20 protein-coding genes and 1 other annotated feature are annotated in these 18,920 nt (G+C 52.1%); of the genes, 3 read left to right on the top strand and 17 right to left on the bottom strand.

The features are described 5' to 3' along the window. Nucleotides 1-27 precede the first annotated feature (27 nt). From ACF2G4_RS07770 to hisL, 13 genes are all read right to left on the bottom strand, one after another. Nucleotides 28-1,326: a succinylglutamate desuccinylase/aspartoacylase family protein gene (locus ACF2G4_RS07770; RefSeq protein ID WP_332627171.1), complete on the bottom strand. Its 1,299-nt coding sequence runs from the start codon at nt 1,324-1,326 to the stop codon at nt 28-30. Nucleotides 1,327-1,436: 110 nt separating this feature from the next. Next, on the bottom strand, nt 1,437-2,234 hold the full coding sequence (locus ACF2G4_RS07765; protein ID WP_243077602.1) for an ABC transporter substrate-binding protein: 798 nt from the start codon (nt 2,232-2,234) through the stop codon (nt 1,437-1,439). 65 nt (nt 2,235-2,299) lie between these two features. Then, complete coding sequence (locus ACF2G4_RS07760; protein ID WP_409075813.1) at nt 2,300-2,776, bottom strand: YbaK/prolyl-tRNA synthetase associated domain-containing protein; 477 nt, start codon at nt 2,774-2,776, stop codon at nt 2,300-2,302. Further along, the gene (locus tag ACF2G4_RS07755; RefSeq protein ID WP_409075812.1) at nt 2,763-3,098 is read right to left on the bottom strand and encodes a helix-turn-helix domain-containing protein; all 336 of its coding nucleotides are present in this window, start codon (nt 3,096-3,098) and stop codon (nt 2,763-2,765) included. Before ACF2G4_RS07755 ends, ACF2G4_RS07760 begins: the two co-directional genes overlap by 14 nt. 365 nt (nt 3,099-3,463) lie before the next feature. After that, nucleotides 3,464-4,075: a bifunctional phosphoribosyl-AMP cyclohydrolase/phosphoribosyl-ATP diphosphatase HisIE gene (gene hisIE / locus ACF2G4_RS07750; RefSeq protein ID WP_409075811.1), complete on the bottom strand. Its 612-nt coding sequence runs from the start codon at nt 4,073-4,075 to the stop codon at nt 3,464-3,466. After that, the gene (hisF, locus tag ACF2G4_RS07745; protein ID WP_215846291.1) at nt 4,069-4,845 is read right to left on the bottom strand and encodes an imidazole glycerol phosphate synthase subunit HisF; all 777 of its coding nucleotides are present in this window, start codon (nt 4,843-4,845) and stop codon (nt 4,069-4,071) included. Before hisF ends, hisIE begins: the two co-directional genes overlap by 7 nt. After that, nucleotides 4,827-5,564, bottom strand: coding sequence for a 1-(5-phosphoribosyl)-5-[(5-phosphoribosylamino)methylideneamino]imidazole-4-carboxamide isomerase (gene hisA / locus ACF2G4_RS07740; protein WP_332627167.1), 738 nt, complete (start codon nt 5,562-5,564; stop codon nt 4,827-4,829). The genes hisF and hisA overlap by 19 nt, the downstream gene beginning before the upstream one ends. Beyond that, nucleotides 5,564-6,154: an imidazole glycerol phosphate synthase subunit HisH gene (hisH, locus tag ACF2G4_RS07735; RefSeq protein WP_215846293.1), complete on the bottom strand. Its 591-nt coding sequence runs from the start codon at nt 6,152-6,154 to the stop codon at nt 5,564-5,566. Before hisH ends, hisA begins: the two co-directional genes overlap by 1 nt. Then, nucleotides 6,154-7,221, bottom strand: coding sequence for a bifunctional histidinol-phosphatase/imidazoleglycerol-phosphate dehydratase HisB (gene hisB, locus ACF2G4_RS07730; protein ID WP_215846295.1), 1,068 nt, complete (start codon nt 7,219-7,221; stop codon nt 6,154-6,156). Before hisB ends, hisH begins: the two co-directional genes overlap by 1 nt. Then, nucleotides 7,218-8,294 (bottom strand): histidinol-phosphate transaminase, encoded by a 1,077-nt coding sequence (gene hisC, locus ACF2G4_RS07725; RefSeq protein ID WP_409075810.1) that lies wholly within the window; start codon nt 8,292-8,294, stop codon nt 7,218-7,220. Before hisC ends, hisB begins: the two co-directional genes overlap by 4 nt. After that, nucleotides 8,291-9,595 (bottom strand): histidinol dehydrogenase, encoded by a 1,305-nt coding sequence (gene hisD / locus ACF2G4_RS07720; RefSeq protein ID WP_409075809.1) that lies wholly within the window; start codon nt 9,593-9,595, stop codon nt 8,291-8,293. Before hisD ends, hisC begins: the two co-directional genes overlap by 4 nt. 3 nt (nt 9,596-9,598) lie before the next feature. Beyond that, nucleotides 9,599-10,498, bottom strand: coding sequence for an ATP phosphoribosyltransferase (gene hisG, locus ACF2G4_RS07715; RefSeq protein WP_215846300.1), 900 nt, complete (start codon nt 10,496-10,498; stop codon nt 9,599-9,601). Nucleotides 10,499-10,547: 49 nt separating this feature from the next. Beyond that, nucleotides 10,548-10,668, bottom strand: a sequence feature (His leader region). Further along, nucleotides 10,644-10,691: a his operon leader peptide gene (hisL, locus tag ACF2G4_RS07710; RefSeq protein ID WP_100396937.1), complete on the bottom strand. Its 48-nt coding sequence runs from the start codon at nt 10,689-10,691 to the stop codon at nt 10,644-10,646. Its footprint overlaps the feature before it by 25 nt. Nucleotides 10,692-10,884: 193 nt before the next feature. Here hisL and ACF2G4_RS07705 point away from each other — a divergent pair, with 193 nt between their 5' ends. Then, on the top strand, nt 10,885-11,712 hold the full coding sequence (locus tag ACF2G4_RS07705; RefSeq protein WP_215846302.1) for an SDR family oxidoreductase: 828 nt from the start codon (nt 10,885-10,887) through the stop codon (nt 11,710-11,712). Between the two features lie 164 nt (nt 11,713-11,876). On the opposite strand, the gene ACF2G4_RS07700 is transcribed toward ACF2G4_RS07705, so the two are convergent. The 3 genes from ACF2G4_RS07700 to puuD are packed head-to-tail and all read right to left on the bottom strand — an operon-like array spanning nt 11,877 to nt 14,497. Continuing rightward, nucleotides 11,877-13,154 (bottom strand): NAD(P)/FAD-dependent oxidoreductase, encoded by a 1,278-nt coding sequence (locus ACF2G4_RS07700; protein ID WP_409075808.1) that lies wholly within the window; start codon nt 13,152-13,154, stop codon nt 11,877-11,879. 27 nt (nt 13,155-13,181) lie between these two features. Further along, nucleotides 13,182-13,739, bottom strand: coding sequence for an HTH-type transcriptional regulator PuuR (gene puuR, locus ACF2G4_RS07695; RefSeq protein ID WP_215846329.1), 558 nt, complete (start codon nt 13,737-13,739; stop codon nt 13,182-13,184). Continuing rightward, nucleotides 13,736-14,497, bottom strand: coding sequence for a gamma-glutamyl-gamma-aminobutyrate hydrolase (gene puuD, locus ACF2G4_RS07690; RefSeq protein ID WP_409075807.1), 762 nt, complete (start codon nt 14,495-14,497; stop codon nt 13,736-13,738). The genes puuR and puuD overlap by 4 nt, the downstream gene beginning before the upstream one ends. A 203-nt stretch (nt 14,498-14,700) precedes the next feature. Here puuD and ACF2G4_RS07685 point away from each other — a divergent pair, with 203 nt between their 5' ends. Both ACF2G4_RS07685 and ACF2G4_RS07680 read left to right on the top strand, forming a co-directional pair. Beyond that, nucleotides 14,701-16,116, top strand: coding sequence for a glutamine synthetase family protein (locus ACF2G4_RS07685; RefSeq protein ID WP_252515248.1), 1,416 nt, complete (start codon nt 14,701-14,703; stop codon nt 16,114-16,116). Between the two features lie 378 nt (nt 16,117-16,494). Beyond that, on the top strand, nt 16,495-17,853 hold the full coding sequence (locus tag ACF2G4_RS07680) for an APC family permease (RefSeq protein WP_409075806.1): 1,359 nt from the start codon (nt 16,495-16,497) through the stop codon (nt 17,851-17,853). A 122-nt stretch (nt 17,854-17,975) separates the two neighbouring features. Here the strand turns inward: ACF2G4_RS07680 and ygbI are convergent, their stop codons facing one another. After that, on the bottom strand, nt 17,976-18,737 hold the full coding sequence (gene ygbI, locus ACF2G4_RS07675) for a DNA-binding transcriptional repressor YgbI (protein ID WP_409075805.1): 762 nt from the start codon (nt 18,735-18,737) through the stop codon (nt 17,976-17,978). Nucleotides 18,738-18,920: the final 183 nt, after the last annotated feature.

Here is an 18,920-nt window from a genome sequence, read left to right as displayed (position 1 = left end):
TTTTAATAGAATCCCATGAACTATATATCACCCCACCAACAACTCACCGCTTCTAACCTCATTCTCGCCCGCCAACCTCACTACTAGCATCCCCGCCGTAGCAAAGCGTACCCAATGTCGTGCATACAAAATTCCGCCAAACTCAGCCACAAGCGGCGTTACTTGATCAGTCACCGGATCGATAATCTCCGCGACGACTTCACCCGATCGGATATGCGCGCCTAATGGTTTACGATGCAGGATTAATCCCGATACGGGTGAATGGATATACTCGCAACCCGACAACGGCGTAGGCGGATTTTTCAGGGCAGGGGAAGCGGTAGCAGTACCTTCGCTATAGCGCTCTTTGATCACGCTCGACTCATCGGCCGCTTCAATCATATTCGGTGCGCTTAAACCAACACCATTTTCAGCGTTAACACTCACATCTTCGCCGCCAGAGCTCACCGACACTAATTCGTCGCCACCAATGACAGGCGCGGCGACTTCAACGGATACCGTAGGTTCGCTACCGCCAATATAGCCACCTTCTTGCAAAGCAGAAATAATCGCATCCGCATCTTTCTCAGCCTGCTCCGGACAGACATCACGCACACCACGCAACTCCAGCGTCACCGGTAACAAGCCACGCGGCATCGGGTATTCTTTGCCGAAAATGTCTGCCAGTGTTAACCAAGGCTCGCAACAAGCTTCATCAAAGGGTTCACCACCCGAAATCTGTGCCAGCAACTGGACTTCGCTGCCCAGCCAACGCGCCAGCGGCTCAATATCTGGCCAGGCATGTGGCGTGGTGTATAAATGCGGCACGGCTTCCCAGTCACAATGCAGATCAATCATTAAATCGGCCTGGCTTGCCATACGCATCAAGGTAAAGCGCTGCGCATCCAGTTCGGTTTTAGGAATGGTGTCGCGGTAGTGAAGGTCGATGGCGTTACGAATCAGTCTTTTATTATCATACTCACTTTGCGTAAACGAACCTGAAAGCTTCTCCGCTAGCGCCTCACCTAAAGACGGAAACTTGCGATTAAAGTCCTGACCAGAAAGTGTATGGAATCGGCCCAAATGTGTGCCATGCCAATGCTGGCTTAACGCCAAAGGGTTCGCGACGGGTACCAGCGTAAAGGCTGCTTTTAACTGGCCAGCACATTCCAGAGCTTGTAAACGCTTCTTTAAAAACCACGCAACCGCCATGCCGGGCAGTTCATCGCCGTGTAAAGCCGCCTGAATATAGACCTGTCGTTTATTGTCTTCGCCGAAGTGGAAACTAATAATTTCGCGTTGAGTGCCTAACGATGCGCTTAGCAGAGGATGATGTTGTTGATGCATATCGGTCCTGTAATCGGCTGCGGGCGAGAAATGTAACGCCCTCTAAATGAGCATAAAAAGAAAAGTATAGTGCTGAATAACAACAGGCGGCACAAATGCCGCCTGTGATATCACTGCTGAATTGAGATATCAGTCGCGAAATAGGATTTCTGAATCTTATCGAAGGTGCCGTTTTTCTTGATTTCCGCGAAGGCGTTATCAAGCGCGGTTTTCAGCTCGGCATCGCCTTTACGTAAGCCGATTGCTGTACCAGGACCAATAATCGGATCTTGCACAATTGGGCCAGCCAGCTCGAAATCTTTACCTTGTGGATGCTTCAGAAAGCCAATAGCGGCCTGAGCGGCATCGGTGAAGACCGCATCCAATCGACCTGAAATCAAATCGCTTTCCACCTGCGCCTGATCGCCATACGGAACCACGGTCACGCCGTGCGGCTGCCATTTTGCCAGCGCATAACGCTCCTGCACGGTACCTTGCTCAACGCCAACCGTTTTGCCTTTCAGCGCTTCAGCCGTGGGCAAAATACCCGAGCCTTTGCGGGCAATCAGCTGGGTGTGGGTGTCATACAGCGGCACGGTAAAGTCAATTTGCTTCATTCGTTCTTCGGTGATGCCCATGTCTGAAAGGATGGCATCAAATTTACGCGCCTTAAGCGCAGGGATCATGCCGTCGAACTGGCTTTCTACCCAGACGCATTTAGCCTGCATTTGCTCACACAAAGCATTACCCAAGTCGATATCAAAACCAACCAGTTTGCCCTGTGGCGTTTTTGATTCAAAAGGAGGATAGGTGGGATCGACAGCGAAGCGTACCTGTTCAATTTTTGCCTGCGCGCCGAATGCACAGCCTGCCATCATCGCCATAACCAGCGTCTGACGCAGACGTGTTTTAGTGAAAAAATTTGCCATTATAAGGTCTTCTTTATTCGTGATGTTGAACAATGAAGATTACCTTTCACCTCTGGTGATGGCAATTACTGGATTATTTTCACTACGTTAGCATTACTGAATGTACGGTAATCCTCTGTATTCATTATTACCGAGTAGTCCAGCAAACCGGCGTTGAAGGCAATCTCGCTATAACGTTCAAACAGCAACGGATCAACAACCAGTTTTAATGCCGGATGAAAACTAAACGGCGGAATCGCGCCAAACACGCAGCCCGTCAGCGAATCCACTTCGGCTGGGCTGGCCAGCGATGCACGGCGTCCGCCAACAGCATCCGCCACTTTTGCTAAATCCGCTTGTTGATCGGCGGGTAACACCGCCAGCACATGCTGTTTAATGCCGTTGCCTTTCACATGACACACCAGCGCTTTGGCGCCTTGTCCCACTTCAGTACCGCGAACAGCAGCCACCGCTTCGCATTTGCCGGTGGCTTCATGGTTCATCAGCCGATAACGCGCTTGATGCTGATTAAGCAGGGCGATCAGTTTTTCATGTGTGGTCATTGGACTCTCCATGATCAGCAAGCTGGATTAATAATGTTTTCAGCATATGCGGTTGGCGAGGTAATACGCCTAACTTAAGCCCTAAAGGTTTAAATACTCGATTTAAGGTGCTTAGCGTGGTGTTCTCTTTATCCTGCTCAATATCAGATAACGTTCGACGGTTGATGCCCACCAGTGCGGCATAGCGCTCTTGCGAGAATCCCAACACCTTTTTATGTAGTTGCATTAATAACTCGCCTTGCGGCAGCTTATCCCCAATAAGCTGCTGAAGCAGTTCAAGCAACATGGCTTCACGCTGAAAAGGCGATATTGTTTTCTTCATAGTCGCCATCCTTCGATTCGTTGGTCTAAATAATCAAAACCAATAGCCGGCAAATTCAAAATTGAGCACCCATTTGCTGCGCATATTCCAGGTTGTAGCTTGCATATTTGTTACGATCTATAGGGTCAATGGCATAGTTGAATTAGAAGGCGAGGGCGGCGGCGCTTTCACGGCCTTTGCGTGGCTCTTTGACGTCCAGAAACGCAATATCGTGCCATTGATTACCGACAAACAATTGCAGGGTTAACATGCCGCGCCTCTGTTGAGCAGTATATTGCTCAATATTAGCGTTTTGAGGTTTTTTTGAGGAAAATACTGCTCAAAATTATCATATGTCCACAATTTTGAGCAGCATATTGCACAATTTACTTATGACGAGATCGCAGGTTTGCGATGACGGTGCTGAAGTCCAGATCCTGATCCTGCAATAACACCAGCAGGTGATAAATCAAATCCGACGCTTCGTTGGTCAGCTCATGGCGATCGTTGACGGTGGCCGCCAGCGCGGTTTCAACGCCTTCTTCACCCACTTTTTGCGCGATGCGTTTGGTGCCGCTGGCATAGAGTTTTGCGGTGTAGGAGCTTTCTGGATCACCATTTTTACGTGAAGCCAGCAGCTGCTCCAGCTGATACAAGAAAGTCCAGTCTGGCGCAGCGGGTGAAAAGCAGCTTGACGTGCCGAGATGGCAGGTTGGGCCAATAGGATTCGCCAAGACTAGCAGCGTATCGTTATCGCAGTCAGGTGTGATACTCACGGTTTTCAGGAAGTTGCCTGAGGTTTCGCCTTTGGTCCACAAGCGATTTTTGGTGCGCGAGAAAAAGGTGACGTTGCCTTCTTGCAGCGTTTTTGCCAGCGCTTCTTTATTCATATAACCGTGCATCAGCACTTCGCCTGATACGCTGTGCTGTACGATTACCGGCATCATGCCTTGCGTTTTGTCCCAATCAAGTTGGGCCAGTTGTTGAACAGTTAACACGCGCGAATCTCCACACCGTTGTCGATCAGAAAGCTTTTTAGCTCACCAATATTGATAATCTGTTTGTGAAACACCGACGCGGCCAGTGCGCCATCGACGTTGGCCTGTTCAAAGGCCTCAAGGAAATGCTGCATAGTGCCCGCGCCGCCAGAAGCGATCATTGGTACTTTACAAACTTCACGCACTTTTTTCAGCTGCACCAGATCATAGCCGTTACGCACGCCATCCTGGTTCATCATGTTTAACACGATTTCGCCCGCGCCGAGTTTCTGCACTTCCTGCACCCAATCCAGCGTTTCCCATGTGGTAACACGGGTGCGGGATTCGTCGCCGGTATATTGATTGACGTGATATTTACCGGTGCTTTCATCAAACCAGGTATCAATGCCCACTACAATACACTGCACACCAAAGCGGTCAGCAAGGCGGGTGATTAAGGAAGGATCGGCCAGCGCGGGCGAGTTAATGGAAATCTTGTCAGCGCCGAACTCCAGAATGCGCGCCGCATCTTCGGCAGATTTGATACCGCCCGCCACGCAGAACGGAATATCGATCACTTCAGCAACGCGTGATACCCAGCTTTTATCCACCACACGACCATCGGATGATGCTGTAATATCGTAAAACACCAGTTCGTCTGCGCCTTCTTCAGCGTAACGCTGCGCCAGCGGCACGATATCACCAATGATTTCGTGATTACGGAACTGAACGCCTTTGACGACCTGACCGTCACGTACATCGAGACAAGGAATTATCCGTTTTGCCAGCATGAGATTGCCTCCGAAACTGTGAATTTGCCTTCCAACAATGCGCGTCCAACGATCACGCCCTGCACACCGCTGCTGCGGAGCGCGGCGATGTCGCTCAGTTCGCCGATGCCGCCAGATGATTGAAATGCAATCTCTGGATAGCGCGCAGTCACTTCCTGATACAGCGCCACGTTGGAGCCAGTTAGCGTGCCGTCACGCGAAATATCGGTACACAATACATGCTTCAGGCCAACGGGCTGGAATTGCTCAATGACGTCTTCCAGCGTCACGCCAGCGGCTTCTTGCCATCCGCTGATCGCCACTTCTTTGCGATTATTCGCGTCAATGCGCACGTCTAATGCCAACACAATGGCCTCAGCGCCAAACTCTTTAAACCACTGCTTCACTTCTGCTGGCTCTTTCACCGCCGTGGAACCGACTACCACACGGCTTGCACCCGCATCCAGCAGGGCTTTGACATCTTCGCGGGTGCGAATACCACCACCGACCTGCACGATGGCATCAACGCCATTCAACAAGGTTTTCAGCAGGGGAATCTGGCGCTTTGCCGGATCTTTTGCACCGGTTAAATCCACTAAATGCAGCACCGCTGCGCCCTGGCTGGCGTATTCCTGCAAACGCGGGAGCGGATCGCTGCCGTAATCACGCTGCTGACCATAATCACCCTGATGCAGGCGAACCACTTTGCCGTCAATTAAATCTAACGCGGGGATAATCATCACATCTCCAGGAAGTTTTTCAGCAACTGCGCGCCCGCTTTGCCAGAGCGTTCTGGGTGGAACTGCACGCCGAAGAAGTTATCTTTTTGCAGCGCCGCCGTGAACGGTAAACCGTAATGGCATTGCGCGATGGTGCTGGCGTTAACCGGCATGGCATAGCTATGGACAAAGTAGAAGTAGCTGCCTTCGTCAATGCCACGGAACAGATGATTACCCGCTTGCGCGGTGATCTGGTTCCAGCCCATGTGCGGCAGCGGCAAACCTTGCGTATCCATCAGCGAAACCGGTTCGTCAACAATGCCCAGCGTTGGAACACCGCCGTTCTCATCACTGCCGCGCCCCAGCAACTGCATGCCGAGACAAATGCCCAGCACCGGTTGAGTACAGGCTTTGATTAGCTCGATAAGGTCACGCTCTTCAAGCTGCCCCATTGCCGCTTTGGCGGTGCCAACGCCCGGTAAAAACAGCTTGTCGGCACGCAGTACCACGTCAGAATCGCGGCTAACAATCGGCGTATAACCCAGGCGTTCAACCGCCCATTTCACCGAAGAAAGGTTGGCGCAGCCGGTATCAAGGATCACCACATTCATCACAGCACTCCTTTGGAACTCGGCAGGGTGTTGCCATCCACGCGAATCGCCTGGCGCAGCGTGCGGCCAAAGGCTTTAAACAGACTTTCAACGCGATGATGATCGTTTTTACCTTTGGTTTTCAGGTGCAGCGTGCTCATCATGCTGTAAGAAAGCGAGCTGAAGAAGTGCTCAACCATTTCGGTGCTGAGATCGCCAACGCGTTGATAATTGAATTCAGCTTTGAACTCAATGTGTGGGCGGCCAGAGATGTCTAATGCACAGCGCGCCAGGCATTCATCCATCGGCAAAACAAAGCCGAAACGGCCAATGCCACGCTTGTCGCCCAACGCTTTTAACAGCGCTTCGCCCAGCGCCAGGCCGGTATCTTCAACGGTGTGATGATCGTCAATGTAGAGGTCGCCTTTGACTTCGATATTCATGCGGAAGCCACCATGCACCGCAATCTGATCCAACATGTGATCGAAAAAACCGACGCCAGTGTTGATCTTGCTGCTGCCTTCGCGGTCTAACCAGACTTCTACTTTGACTTGGGTTTCTTTGGTGTTGCGGTTCACCAACGCGTAGCGGTCACGCTTAGTCAAACGCTGCTCAATGGCGCGCCAGTCTTCACCTTCGGCGCCATAGCGGATTGCCTCAATACCCATGTTCTCCGCGAGCTGAACATCAGTCAGGCGATCGCCAATCACATAGCTGTTGGCTACATCAATGGCGCCTTCAGCCAGCCACGCATCAACCATTTTGGTTTTTGGCTTGCGGCAATCGCAGTTGTCATCCGGCATGTGCGGGCAGATCAGCACATCATCAAATTGAATGCCTTGCGATGTCAGGATTTGCATCATCAGGTTGTGAGGGCCATCGAAATCCGCCTGCGGGAAACTCGACGTGCCTAAACCATCCTGATTGGTGATCATCACCAGACGATAACCGGCGGTTTGCAGCGCCAGCAAAGTAGGGATCACGTTGGGTTCAAATGCCAACTTGTCCATGCGATCCACCTGAAAATCGGCAGGCGGTTCAGAAATAATGGTGCCGTCGCGGTCAATAAAAAGGGTCTTCTGGCTCATGCTTGCTCCACAGATAAGGCTTGCAGCGCGGCGATCACTCGCTCGCACTCTTCACGCGTGCCGATGGAAATGCGCAGGCATCCCGACAGGCCCGGATTTTTGTTTTGGTCACGCAAGATAATGCCCTGATCCCACAGCGTTTTGAATACCGTTGGCGAATCAGTGAAGCGCGCCAGCACGTAGTTGGTGTCACTGGCAAAAGTTTGCTCGACGCAGGCGCACTGAGCGAGCTGCGTTAGCAGCCAGCTGCGGTTGTCGTTTAACTGGGCAACGTGTTCGCGCATCAATGTAATGCCTTGCTCGCTCAATGCCTGAGCCGCTACATCTGCCACCGGCGTGGCCAGTGGATAGGGCGCAATCACTTTCAACAGCAGATCGATAACCGGCTTGTTTGCCAGCGTAAAGCCGCAGCGTAAACCCGCTAGCGCAAAGGCTTTCGACAGAGTGCGCAGCACAACTAAATGTGGATAATCTTTCAGCCAACTGGTCAGCGTCGCTTCCGGGCAGAACTCAATATAGGCTTCATCTGCTACCAATAGCGCTTTACCGGCGGTCATATCCAGCAGCTGGCGAATATCATCCGGGTTGATCAGGTTGCCGGTAGGATTGTTCGGACTACAAAGATAGACAATCTTCACGCCTTCCAACTTGTCGGCAATCGCGGGTAAATTCAGTTGCCAGTTATCAAGCGCCGGAACGGTGCGATACTCAATGCCGATGGTTTCGGCGCTGACGCTGTACATGCCATAGGTGGGGGGACAAAACAGAATTGCGTCTTTGCCGGGTTCGCAAAAGGCGCGCATCAGCAGTTCAATGCCTTCATCTGCACCACGGCTTGCCAACACGTTTTCAGGCTGCAATCCGGCATAGGCTGCGTAGCGTTCAATCACTAATTTTGGCTGGCATTCTGGATAACGATTCAGCGTCTGCTGCGAAAGCTCAAACGGCACCGGAAGCGGAAACTCGTTGGCGTTGAGCCACACATCACCCTGACCACCCAAGCGACGCGCCGACTGATAGGGCGTCAAAGCACGCACGTTTTCGCGCGCCAAATCTTCAATATTCAGGCTCATGCTTGCTCCTTCAGTGCGGCAACGCGCAGGGTAACGGCATTTTTATGGGCATCTAACTGTTCAGCAGCGGCCAGGGTTTCGATGGTAGCGGCAAGGTTCATGAAACCTTGTGGCGTCAGCTCTTGTACCGTCATACGTTTCTGAAAATCCGCCAGTCCCAGGCTGGAACAGGTTGCGGTATAACCATAGGTTGGCAAAACGTGATTAGTGCCTGAAGCGTAATCACCTGCAGATTCTGGCGACCAGTCACCGAGGAAAACCGAACCTGCACTGGTAATGGAATCCACAAGTTCACGCGGCTGGCGCGTTTGAATGATCAAATGCTCAGGGCCATAGGCATTGGAGATTTCCACGCATTGCGCGATATCACGCGCCACAATCAAACGGCTGCTTTCCAATGCCTGGCGAGCAGTCGCCGCACGCGGCAGTTGCGCCAGTTGTTGTTCTACTGCCTCGGCGACACCTTCAGCCAGGGCTAAAGAAGGCGTCAACAAGATGACCTGTGAATCGGGTCCGTGTTCCGCTTGTGACAACAGATCAGAGGCGACAAACGCTGGCGTTGCGCCTTCATCAGCAATCACCAGCACTTCCGATGGGCCGGCAGGCATATCAATTGCCGCGCCATCTAAACGCTGGCTCACCTGACGTTTGGCTTCGGTAACGTAAGCGTTGCCGGGCCCAAAAATTTTGTCGACGCGCGGCACGGTTTCAGTGCCAAAGGCGAGGGCAGCGATGGCTTGTGAACCGCCAACCTGGAACACTTCTTCTACGCCACACAGCTTCGCAGCATAGAGGATCTCATCAGCAATTGGCGGTGGAGAGCAAAGCACCACACGGCCACAACCCGCAATACGCGCTGGCGTTGCTAACATCAGCACGGTGGAGAACAACGGCGCGGAACCACCGGGAATATACAAACCAACCGATTTTACCGGACGCGTAATTTGCTGGCAGCGCACGCCGGGCTGCGTTTCAATATCGACTGGCGCGAGGATCTGCGCATTGTGAAAGGTTTCAATATTGTTCACCGCAACAGCCATCGCCTGTTTCAGCGTGTCGCTTAATCTGGCGCTGGCCTCTTCAATTTGCTGCGGCGTGACGCGCAAGTTTTCAACCTGCGCCTTATCGAAGCGCGCGCTAAAAGTGCGCAACGCTTCATCACCGTTGGTTTTAACCTGATCAAGCACGTCGCGAACGGTTTGAGTGATGCTTTCTGAGGCGGCGATTGCCGGACGCATCAGCAGCGCCTGCTGCTGTTCCTCGCTACATTGCTGCCAGTTGATTGGGGTTGCAAAGGCCATGGCTTACTCCATCATCTTCTCAATCGGCAGCACTAAAATTGAGCTGGCACCCAACGCCTTCAATTTTTCCATGGTTTCCCAGAACAGGGTTTCGCTGCTGACCATGTGCATCGCCACGCGAGATTGATCGCCGGCTAAGGGCAGAACGGTAGGACGCTCGGCACCAGGCAGCAGCTTGATCACTTCTTCCAGACGATCGCTGGGTGCGTGCATCATGATGTATTTCGACTCACGCGCTTTAATGACGCCCTGAATACGCGTCATCAGCTTGTCGATCAGTTCCTGTTTCGCACCTGGCATCTCGCCGTCACGCTGAATCAGGACGGCTTTCGAACGATAGATCACTTCAACTTCACGCAGGCCGTTGGCTTCTAACGTGGCACCGGTTGAAACCAAATCACAAATGGCGTCTGCCAGGCCAGCGCGAGGCGCAACTTCAACGGAACCATTCAGCATGCAGGTCTTAAAACTCACATTTTTTTGATCGAGGTATTTTTTTAGCAGGTGAGGATAAGAGGTGGCGATACGCGAGTTGTGCAAGCATTGCGGGCCGGTATATTCATCATCTACCGACATCGCCAGTGACAGGCGACAACCGCCAAAATCCAGGCGACGCAGTGTAAAGTAGCGTGGATCTTCGCCTTGTGCGCGGCGGGTCAGCAGTTCTTCTTCCAGCACGTTTTCGCCAATAATACCGAGGTCGACCACGCCATCCATCACCAGGCCAGGAATATCGTCATCGCGCACGCGCAGAATGTCGATAGGCATGTTCTCCGCAAACGCAATCAGGCGCTGCTGCTGAAGGTTGATTTTAATGCCACAGCGCGCCAGCAGTTCGCGTGAATCATCACTCAAACGGCCAGATTTCTGCATAGCTATGCGTAAACGGGTGTTATCTAACATGGTTCCTGTCCTCTTAATCCTGTCCTGAATGTTTCGGTTGCGTCAGCCCATAAAAAAACCCCCGGAAGACGATCTTCCGGGGGTTCTCTTGCGTTCACACCACTGGAAGATCTTAACAGTCTCCCAGCACACATCGCCTGAAAGACTAGTCAGGATGATGGTGATGATGGTGGTTAAACTGAACGCGTGTCATATAAATTCCGTTGATGAATGAGTATTCATTTATGTGCTAATTAACCTAACCAGGATGAACTCGATTGGCAACCCTTTTTTAACGTTACCAACAGATTCATTTCAGAAAGCACCGAAACTCTTTTGAGCTGGTTTGCAATGCGCCTCAGCACTAGTATGAATAACATCTTGATGCGCAAAGCCAGGAGTCAGATATGAAGAAGGTCGCAATAATAGGTTTGGGATGGCTAGGCATGCCGCTGGCGATGGCGTTAACGGCACGCGGCTGGCAAGTGACTGGCAGCAAAACCACACCGGATGGCATCGACGCGGCACGGCGCTGCGGCATTGAAGCTTTTCAACTTGAGCTCACGCCAGAAATGATCTGTGAGGCTGAAGATCTTGAGCCGCTGTTAAATGTGGATGCGCTGGTGGTGACTTTGCCCGCCAGCCGAACGGCCGAAGGTGGCGAGAAATATCTGCAAGCGGTACAAAACGTGGTGGACAGCGCACTGGTGTATAACGTCCCACGCATTATCTTCACTAGCTCTACATCGGTCTATGGCAATGCTTCCGGCGTGATGCGCGAAAACAGCCCACTTCAGCCAGAAACGGTGGCAGGAAAAACGCTGGTGGAATTGGAAAACTGGCTGCATAACTTGCCGGGCACCAGCGTAGATATCTTACGGCTGTCAGGACTAGTTGGACCTAAACGCCATCCTGGCCGCTTCCTGGCCGGTAAAAAAGATGTCCCAAATGGTTCACAAGGCGTGAATTTGGTCCATCTGGACGATGTAGTAGAGGCCATTATGCTGCTGTTGCAAACCCCAAAAGGTGGCCGAGTGTTTAACCTTTCCGCGCCAAAACATCCTACCCGCGCAGAATTTTACCCCAGCGTTTCAAAGCAGCTAGGACTTGAGCCACCCCAGTTCTTGCCGACTGAAGGTCAAGACAGCGGCAAACTCATCGATGGCACGCGCATCTGTAGCGAGCTGGGTTTTGAATATATTTATGATGATCCGGTTAAAATGCCTTTGGAGTGATATAAGTTTCGTGCTGCTTCGCCTCATAAACACAAAAGTTCTTAATAGCGTCTTATTTATAACGGACAGGAGAACATAATGGGTAGATGAGCCCGAGAAACCTTCCCCCCTTGTAGGGGAATGTTAGATGGAAGAAAGCGAGCACAATTCTGCAATATAAACCCTTACACCCCTAATCGATCCCGTATCGCATACCACACCGCGCCCATCGCGGTTAACGGTACTTTGAATCGTCGTCCGCCGGGGAAGGGTAGGTGAGGTAAATTGGCAAAGGCATCAAAGCGCTCTGCATCGCCGCGCAGGACTTCGCTGATTAACTTGCCAGAGAGATGTGTGCAGGTGACGCCGTGTCCACTGTCGCCCTGCATAAAATAGACGTTATTCTCCAGGCGGCCAAACTGCGGCATGCGCGACAAGGTCAACAGGAAATTCCCGCTCCAGCCAAACGCCAGTTTCACATTCTGCAACTGAGGAAAGGTACGATGAAGTTTTGGGCGAATAAGTGCTTCAATATCTTGTGGATCGCGCGCACCGTAAACCACGCCGCCGCCGTATAACAGGCGGTTATCGGCGGTAAGGCGGAAGTAATCCAGCAGGTAGTTACAATCTTCCACGCAGTAATTGTTGGGCAGCAGCGACAGCGCCTGATCGCGACTCAACGGCTCGGTTGCGACAATTTGTGAGCCGCACGGCATGCTTTTGCTGCTAAGGCGTGGTTCGACTTTGGTCGGCATGTAAGCGTTACCGGCAAAAATCACAAATTTTGCTGTGACTTCTCCCTGCGCTGTTTTCACTCGATTCGGCGAGCCATAAACCACGTTCAACGCGGCAGATTGCTCATAGATGCGGCCGCCGTGGCGGCGAATCGCTTCTGCTTCGCCTAGCGCCAAATTGAGCGGATGTAAATGTCCGCCACGCTTATCCAGCAGGCCACCAATATAGCGCTCGGTCGCGACTTCCCGGCGAATGCCGCGTTCATCTAAAAGTTCAAGATCGTGATTACCATATTGCGCCCACAACTTTTTCTGATTGCGCAGGTGGCCCATTTGACGCGCATTTAATGCCGCAAAAATGCCGCCGGGGCGATAATCACAGGCGATCGCATAACGATCAATACGATCACGGATGATCTCGGCACCTTCAAACATCATGCTGCCGAGCATGCGCGCGCTCTCTTTCCCGTAACGCTGTTCAATCACATCGACGTCACGGCTGTAAGAGTTCACCACCTGGCCGCCGTTGCGACCGCTGGCGCCATATCCGACGCGGGCCGCCTCCAGCACTACCACGTCATAACCCGCTTCGGTCAGGTAGAGGGCAGCGGATAAACCGGTAAAACCGCCGCCAATAATGCAAACGTCACATTGAATACTCTCTTGCAATAGCGGCCACGGTTCATGAGGATTGGCTGTTGCAGCGTAATAACTCTCCACGTAATTCATCACAACCTCCTCAAAACGCAATTTTCATTAAAAATTGGCGGGCGTATGGGCACTGATAATGCGACATATGTGATCGGTGGTGTTGGTAAAGCTGTGCGGCAAACCGGTGTCGATAACGTAACTTTCACCCGCATATAAATGAAAACTTTGCCCGTTCACCACTAAGGTGATTTCACCTTCCAGCAGCGTGCCGGTCTCTTCGCCGGGATGACGCAATTTCTCTCCCGTGCTGGCGCCGGGCTGATAGGTTTCCAGCAGCATGCCCAGTGTGCGGCGGCTCTGCCCGTTATGAATGAGCTTGAGCGACACGCCCTGGCTACCGATCTCCAGTAAATCGTCCGGGCGAACGATGATTTTTGGCGTTGAATCCGCTTTGGCTTCAGAGAAGAACTCCGACAGCGATAAGCCATATACTTTTAATAATTTCTGTAAGGTGCTTACCGCCGGGCTGACTTTATCCTGCTCTATGGTGCTAATTGCGCTGTGTGTTAAACCTGCAAGTTCAGCGACGCGGCGCTGAGACAATCCCAACTCTTGCCGGATTTGCGATAAACGCCTTCCGGGGGCCAGAGTGGCATCATTCATGTTCTCTTTTCCTTGTGGTAACGGATTGCGGCCTGAATAAATCCATCGAACAACTGACGTGACGTTGCCGAGCTTTCCGCTTGCCATTCAGGGTGCCACTGCACCGCCAAGGCAAAGGGATGATGCTGCAGGCTGACCGCTTCAATCAGCCCGTCGGGCGCGCGCGCTTCGATGCGTAATTGTGGACCCAGCTCGCGGATCCCTTGTTGATGCAGTGAGTTTACTGTCAGCGTGGTGCTGTCGAGCAGGTTGCTGAGCAAGCCATCTGGCTCAACCGTGACGGTATGCGCTGACGCATATTGCTGATCAAGCGGCTGAGAATCATCTTCATGATGACGCTGAAACTGGCGATGCTGGCTGATCTGGCGATACAGCGCGCCACCATTGGCAACCACAAGTTCTTGCATACCGCGACAAATGCCGAACAGCGGCATCTTTTTACCCATGGCATGCGTAATCAAACTAAAAGCCAGCCGATCGCGGCCAGGATCGCTATGCAACTCTTTGCCTTCTTCACCATATTGCCAGGGTTCGATATTGCTGGGGCTACCGGTGAGCAATACGCCATCCAAAATCGTCATAGCGTTTTCTAATAGATGAGGGGCATGCATTAAATGATGGGGCAGGGCAAGCGGGACACCGCCCGAGACCAACACGGCATCAAGATATTTGTTATGCACCGTTTGCGTGGGATGACCGCCTTTATCGATCTGGCACATCGTTACGCCAATCAAGGGTTTGTCAAAAATAATGCCCATTTTTCCCCTCACTTGCTGTTCGAAATATCACCCGAAAAAGCGCGATTGGTGCTTAAGTGTGCAATATTTTGTCAATCTAGCAATCTGTTGCGGGTTCTTCAAACAGATTTGTTACATTTGCACACTTTTTGTGTTGGCGCTATGTTAGAAGGGTGGCTGTTATTTTGAGCATTGCGCAAACCATTTACGGGGCGGGTGAGATCATGACAAACCTGGTAGAAGTAGAAGACTTTACGCGTCATAGCGAAGAGAGACGAACCAGCGCGTTCCAGCTTGAGGTGAAAGCCTGGCTGGAGCGCCATCCTGAAACGCAGTATGTCGACATCTTATTAAACGATTTAAATGGAGTCTTTCGCGGTAAACGCATTCCGGTTTCCGCGCTGCTTAAACTTGAAAAAGGCTGTTACTTTCCGGCATCGGTGTTTGCCATGGATATTCTCGGCAACACAGTAGAAGAGGCCGGTCTCGGACAATCCCTCGGTGAACCTGATAATCTGTGCCTTCCTGTTCTCAATACGTTAGTTCCTTCCGCTTCCGATCCTGAACACATTGCGCAACTGCTGTTAACCATGCGCAACCAAGATGGCACTCCCTTTGACGTTGAACCCCGAAATGTCCTCAATCAACTGTGGCAGCAGCTACGCAATCGAGGCTTGTTTCCGGTGGTAGCGGTAGAGTTGGAGTTCTATCTGGTGGACAAAAAGCGTGATGCGGAAGGCTTTATTCAGCCGCCTTGTTCGCCAGGCAGCGATGAGCGCAACATGCAGAGCCAGGTTTACTCAGTGGATAATCTCGACCACTTTGCCGATGTCCTGCGTGACATTGATGAGATAGCCAAACTGCAGGGCATTCCTGCCGATGGCGCGCTGGCAGAAGCGTCGCCAGGCCAGTTCGAAATCAACCTGCATCACACTCGCGATGTGCTGCAAGCCTGCGATCACGCTATACAGCTAAAACGCCTGATACGTCAGGTGGCCGAAAACCACGGTATGACCGCAACCTTTATGGCTAAACCTTATGAAGAGTATGCGGGCAGCGGTATGCACGTACATATCAGCATGCTGGACGCCGCCAATCACAACGCTTTTGCCTGTGATGACGGCAGCGATTCGCCGCTGCTCAAACGCGCGCTGGCGGGAATGATTGATCTCATGCCCGCATCAATGGCGCTGCTGGCACCTAACGTTAACGCTTTTCGGCGGTTTGTACCGGAAGCCTATGTGCCGTTGCAGGCATCGTGGGGCCATAACAATCGTACCGTGGCGCTGCGCATTCCCTGTGGCGATGTCGAGAATCATCGCATCGAATACCGGGTTGCTGGCGCGGATGCCAATCCCTATTTAGTGGTTTCGGCGATTTTAGCCGGCATGCTGCATGGATTGGATACGCAACTGCCGCTACCGCATCCGGTGACTGGCAACGGTCATGAAGCAGAAGGTTTGGCGATTCCTATACGTCAAAGCGATGCTTTATATGAGTTCGAGCAGAGCTATCCGCTGCAAAAATTATTAGGCGAGCGCTTTGCCAAAGTATGGTACAGCTGCAAGAATTATGAGCTGATGCAGTTCGAGCGGTTGATCACTGCCACCGAAATTGACTGGATGCTTAAAAATGCCTGAGTAATATTTTGCATTTGGTGCCGCAACATCTTGTGCTGAGCCAATTGTTTGAGGCAGAATATGCGCGCTGCAAAAATGACATATAACCGACGCTTACCGCGCCGGTTATTTTTTTTGCACATTGTTTTTACTGACAGGTTTTCGCTGACTTAACCGAGGCCGGGCACGCACCCGGATAGATAAACACTGAAAACACGCTTAAGCGTGAGATTGAGGATTCAAAGATGGGGATGTTTTCCACACTGCCAGCCTATGCTGGTACGCGTTTTCGTGATGACTACGGCGCCACGCGTTCTACACACCTTACTCCCTGTCGCATCTTGCGCAGTTGCCCCGTGACTCAACCTGGCCAGGTTGTCGCACAGGAGGCAATGAAGCATGTCGCTTAATACCTCTGCAGCACCTCAGCGTGCGCATCTGAAAAAATCGCTGACCTTACTTCCGGTCGTCATGATGGGCTTAGCCTACATGCAGCCTATGACCCTTTTTGATACGTTTGGTATCGTCTCTGGGTTGACCGATGGTCACGTTGCCACCGCTTATGCGTTTGCACTGATTGCGATTCTGTTTACCGCCGTGAGCTACGGTAAGCTGGTACGCCGCTTCCCCTCTGCGGGCTCCGCTTATACTTACGCGCAAAAGGCCATCAGTCCGCACGTCGGGTTTATGGTGGGCTGGTCATCTTTGCTGGACTATTTGTTCATGCCGATGATCAACATCCTGCTGGCAAAAAACTATTTTGAAACACTGGTGCCCGGCATTCCTTCGTGGATTTTTGTCGTGATGCTGGTGGGCTTCATGACGCTCTCGAATCTCAAAGGCATCAAAACCGTTGCCAACTTCAACAGCATTATTGTGGTGCTGCAGGTTGTGGTTATGGTCGGTATCACGGCGATGGTGATTTACGGCGTAGCAAACGGCGAAGGCGCGGGCACCTTGACCAGCAGCAAACCTTTCTGGTCAGAAAATGCCCATGTCGTGCCCATGATTACCGGCGCGACGATACTCTGCTTCTCCTTCCTTGGCTTTGATGGAATCAGTTCCCTGTCGGAAGAGACCAAAGATGCAGAACGCACCATTCCACGCGCGATCTTCCTGACAGCGTTGATTGGTGGTGTAATCTTTATCATTGCCTCGTACTTTTTGCAGCTTTACTTCCCGGACATTACCCGCTTCCAGGACCCGGATTCGTCACAGCCAGAAATTATGCTGTTCGTTGCCGGTAAAGCGTTGCAGGTCGGTATCCTGATCTTCTCGGTGGTCACGGTACTGGCTTCAGGTATGGCGGCACATGCAGGCGTTTCACGTCTGATGTATGTCATGGGTCGTGATGGTGTGTTCCCAGAGCGCTTCTTTGGTTACATCCATCCGAAGTGGCGTACGCCGTCTCTGAACGTGCTGCTGGTGGGTGCGGTTGCCTTGATGGCGATTAATTTCGACCTGGTCACGGCAACAGCGCTGATTAACTTCGGCGCGTTAGTGGCGTTTACCTTTGTGAACCTGTCGGTGATTGCGCAGTTCTGGATCCGTGAGAAGCGTAACCGCACGCTGAAAGATCACTTCCAGTTCCTGGTGCTGCCGCTGCTCGGTGCAATGACAGTCGGTGCACTGTGGATCAACCTGGAAGAGAGTTCGATGGTTCTGGGCCTGATTTGGGCGACTATCGGTATTCTGTATCTGGCGTTTGTGACTCGCAGCTTCCGTAATCCGGTGCCGCAGTTCAGCGAAGAGATTTAAGTAAACCGCTCTATTCTTTTAAAGTGCGAGGTCGTTTGTCCCCCACCTCGGTCCTCCCCCATACATGGGGGAGGAAGACGCTGCAAAATGCCCACTCTGTACCTGCATGTGGCAGCATCCCCTTACCCCGCAATCACCAGTTCCCATTCTCCTTTATTTAGCGATTCCCGCGCCGCACCACTTAGCTGTTTATCCGTAATAATGGTGTCGAACTGCGCCAGCGGCAGGGCTAAAAACGTTGCGATTTTGTTGTACTTCGAGCTGTCGCTCAGCAACACGCGCTTGCTGCTCACTTCGCTGACCGTCTGCTTCACCGTCACTTTGTCTTCATCTGGCGTGAACAACCCGCGCGGTCCCCAGGATGACGAGGAAATAAACGCGATATCGATCGCCAGATGCCGCAAACTGCGCGCGGCCGCTTCCCCCACGCAGGAACGATTTTCCCGGCAAACTGTGCCGCCTGTGTGAATTACCCGACAGCTACTGGCCTCCATCAACAAATTCGCCACCATAAAATCATTGGTTACCACCAGCAAGTCATCACGATCCACCACCTCACGTGCCAGCGCCAACGTGGTGGTGCCAGCATCCAGGTAGATACAGCTGTTACGCGGAATATGTTGCGCGGCTAATCGACCAATCGCATTTTTTTCATCGTTAAACAGGGCTGTTTTCGTTAGATGCGAAGGTTCCGCCGCCAGCCGATCGGCTGAACGCACACCGCCCGACACCGACAGCACTGCACCTTGCTCTTCCAACTTTTGCACATCACGACGAATTGTCATGTGTGAAACACCGAGTCGATCGGTCAGTTCGGCAATACTCACCACGCCACGCTCGCCAACCAGCGCCAAAATTTGTTGATGTCGTTCGACGGGAATCACATCGGCTCCTTGAAAGTTATCATTTTTTCACATTGTAAGGGTTTTACTCTTTAACGCGAATAGAAATTTCTTAGCCTGACAGGGACGGTAATGGCTACATATCCGCTTGCAGCAAGGCTTGAGCGAGAATGTTCTGCTTTGTGAATATTTGTTGTTTTCGCGGTATGAAGTTATTTTTTGTGA

The organism is Pantoea phytostimulans (genome assembly GCF_046118715.1).
Lineage (GTDB): Bacteria > Pseudomonadota > Gammaproteobacteria > Enterobacterales > Enterobacteriaceae > Pantoea > Pantoea phytostimulans.
The sequence above is the reverse complement of the archived record's forward strand: the minus strand, read 5'-3'. Positions and strand labels throughout refer to the sequence as shown.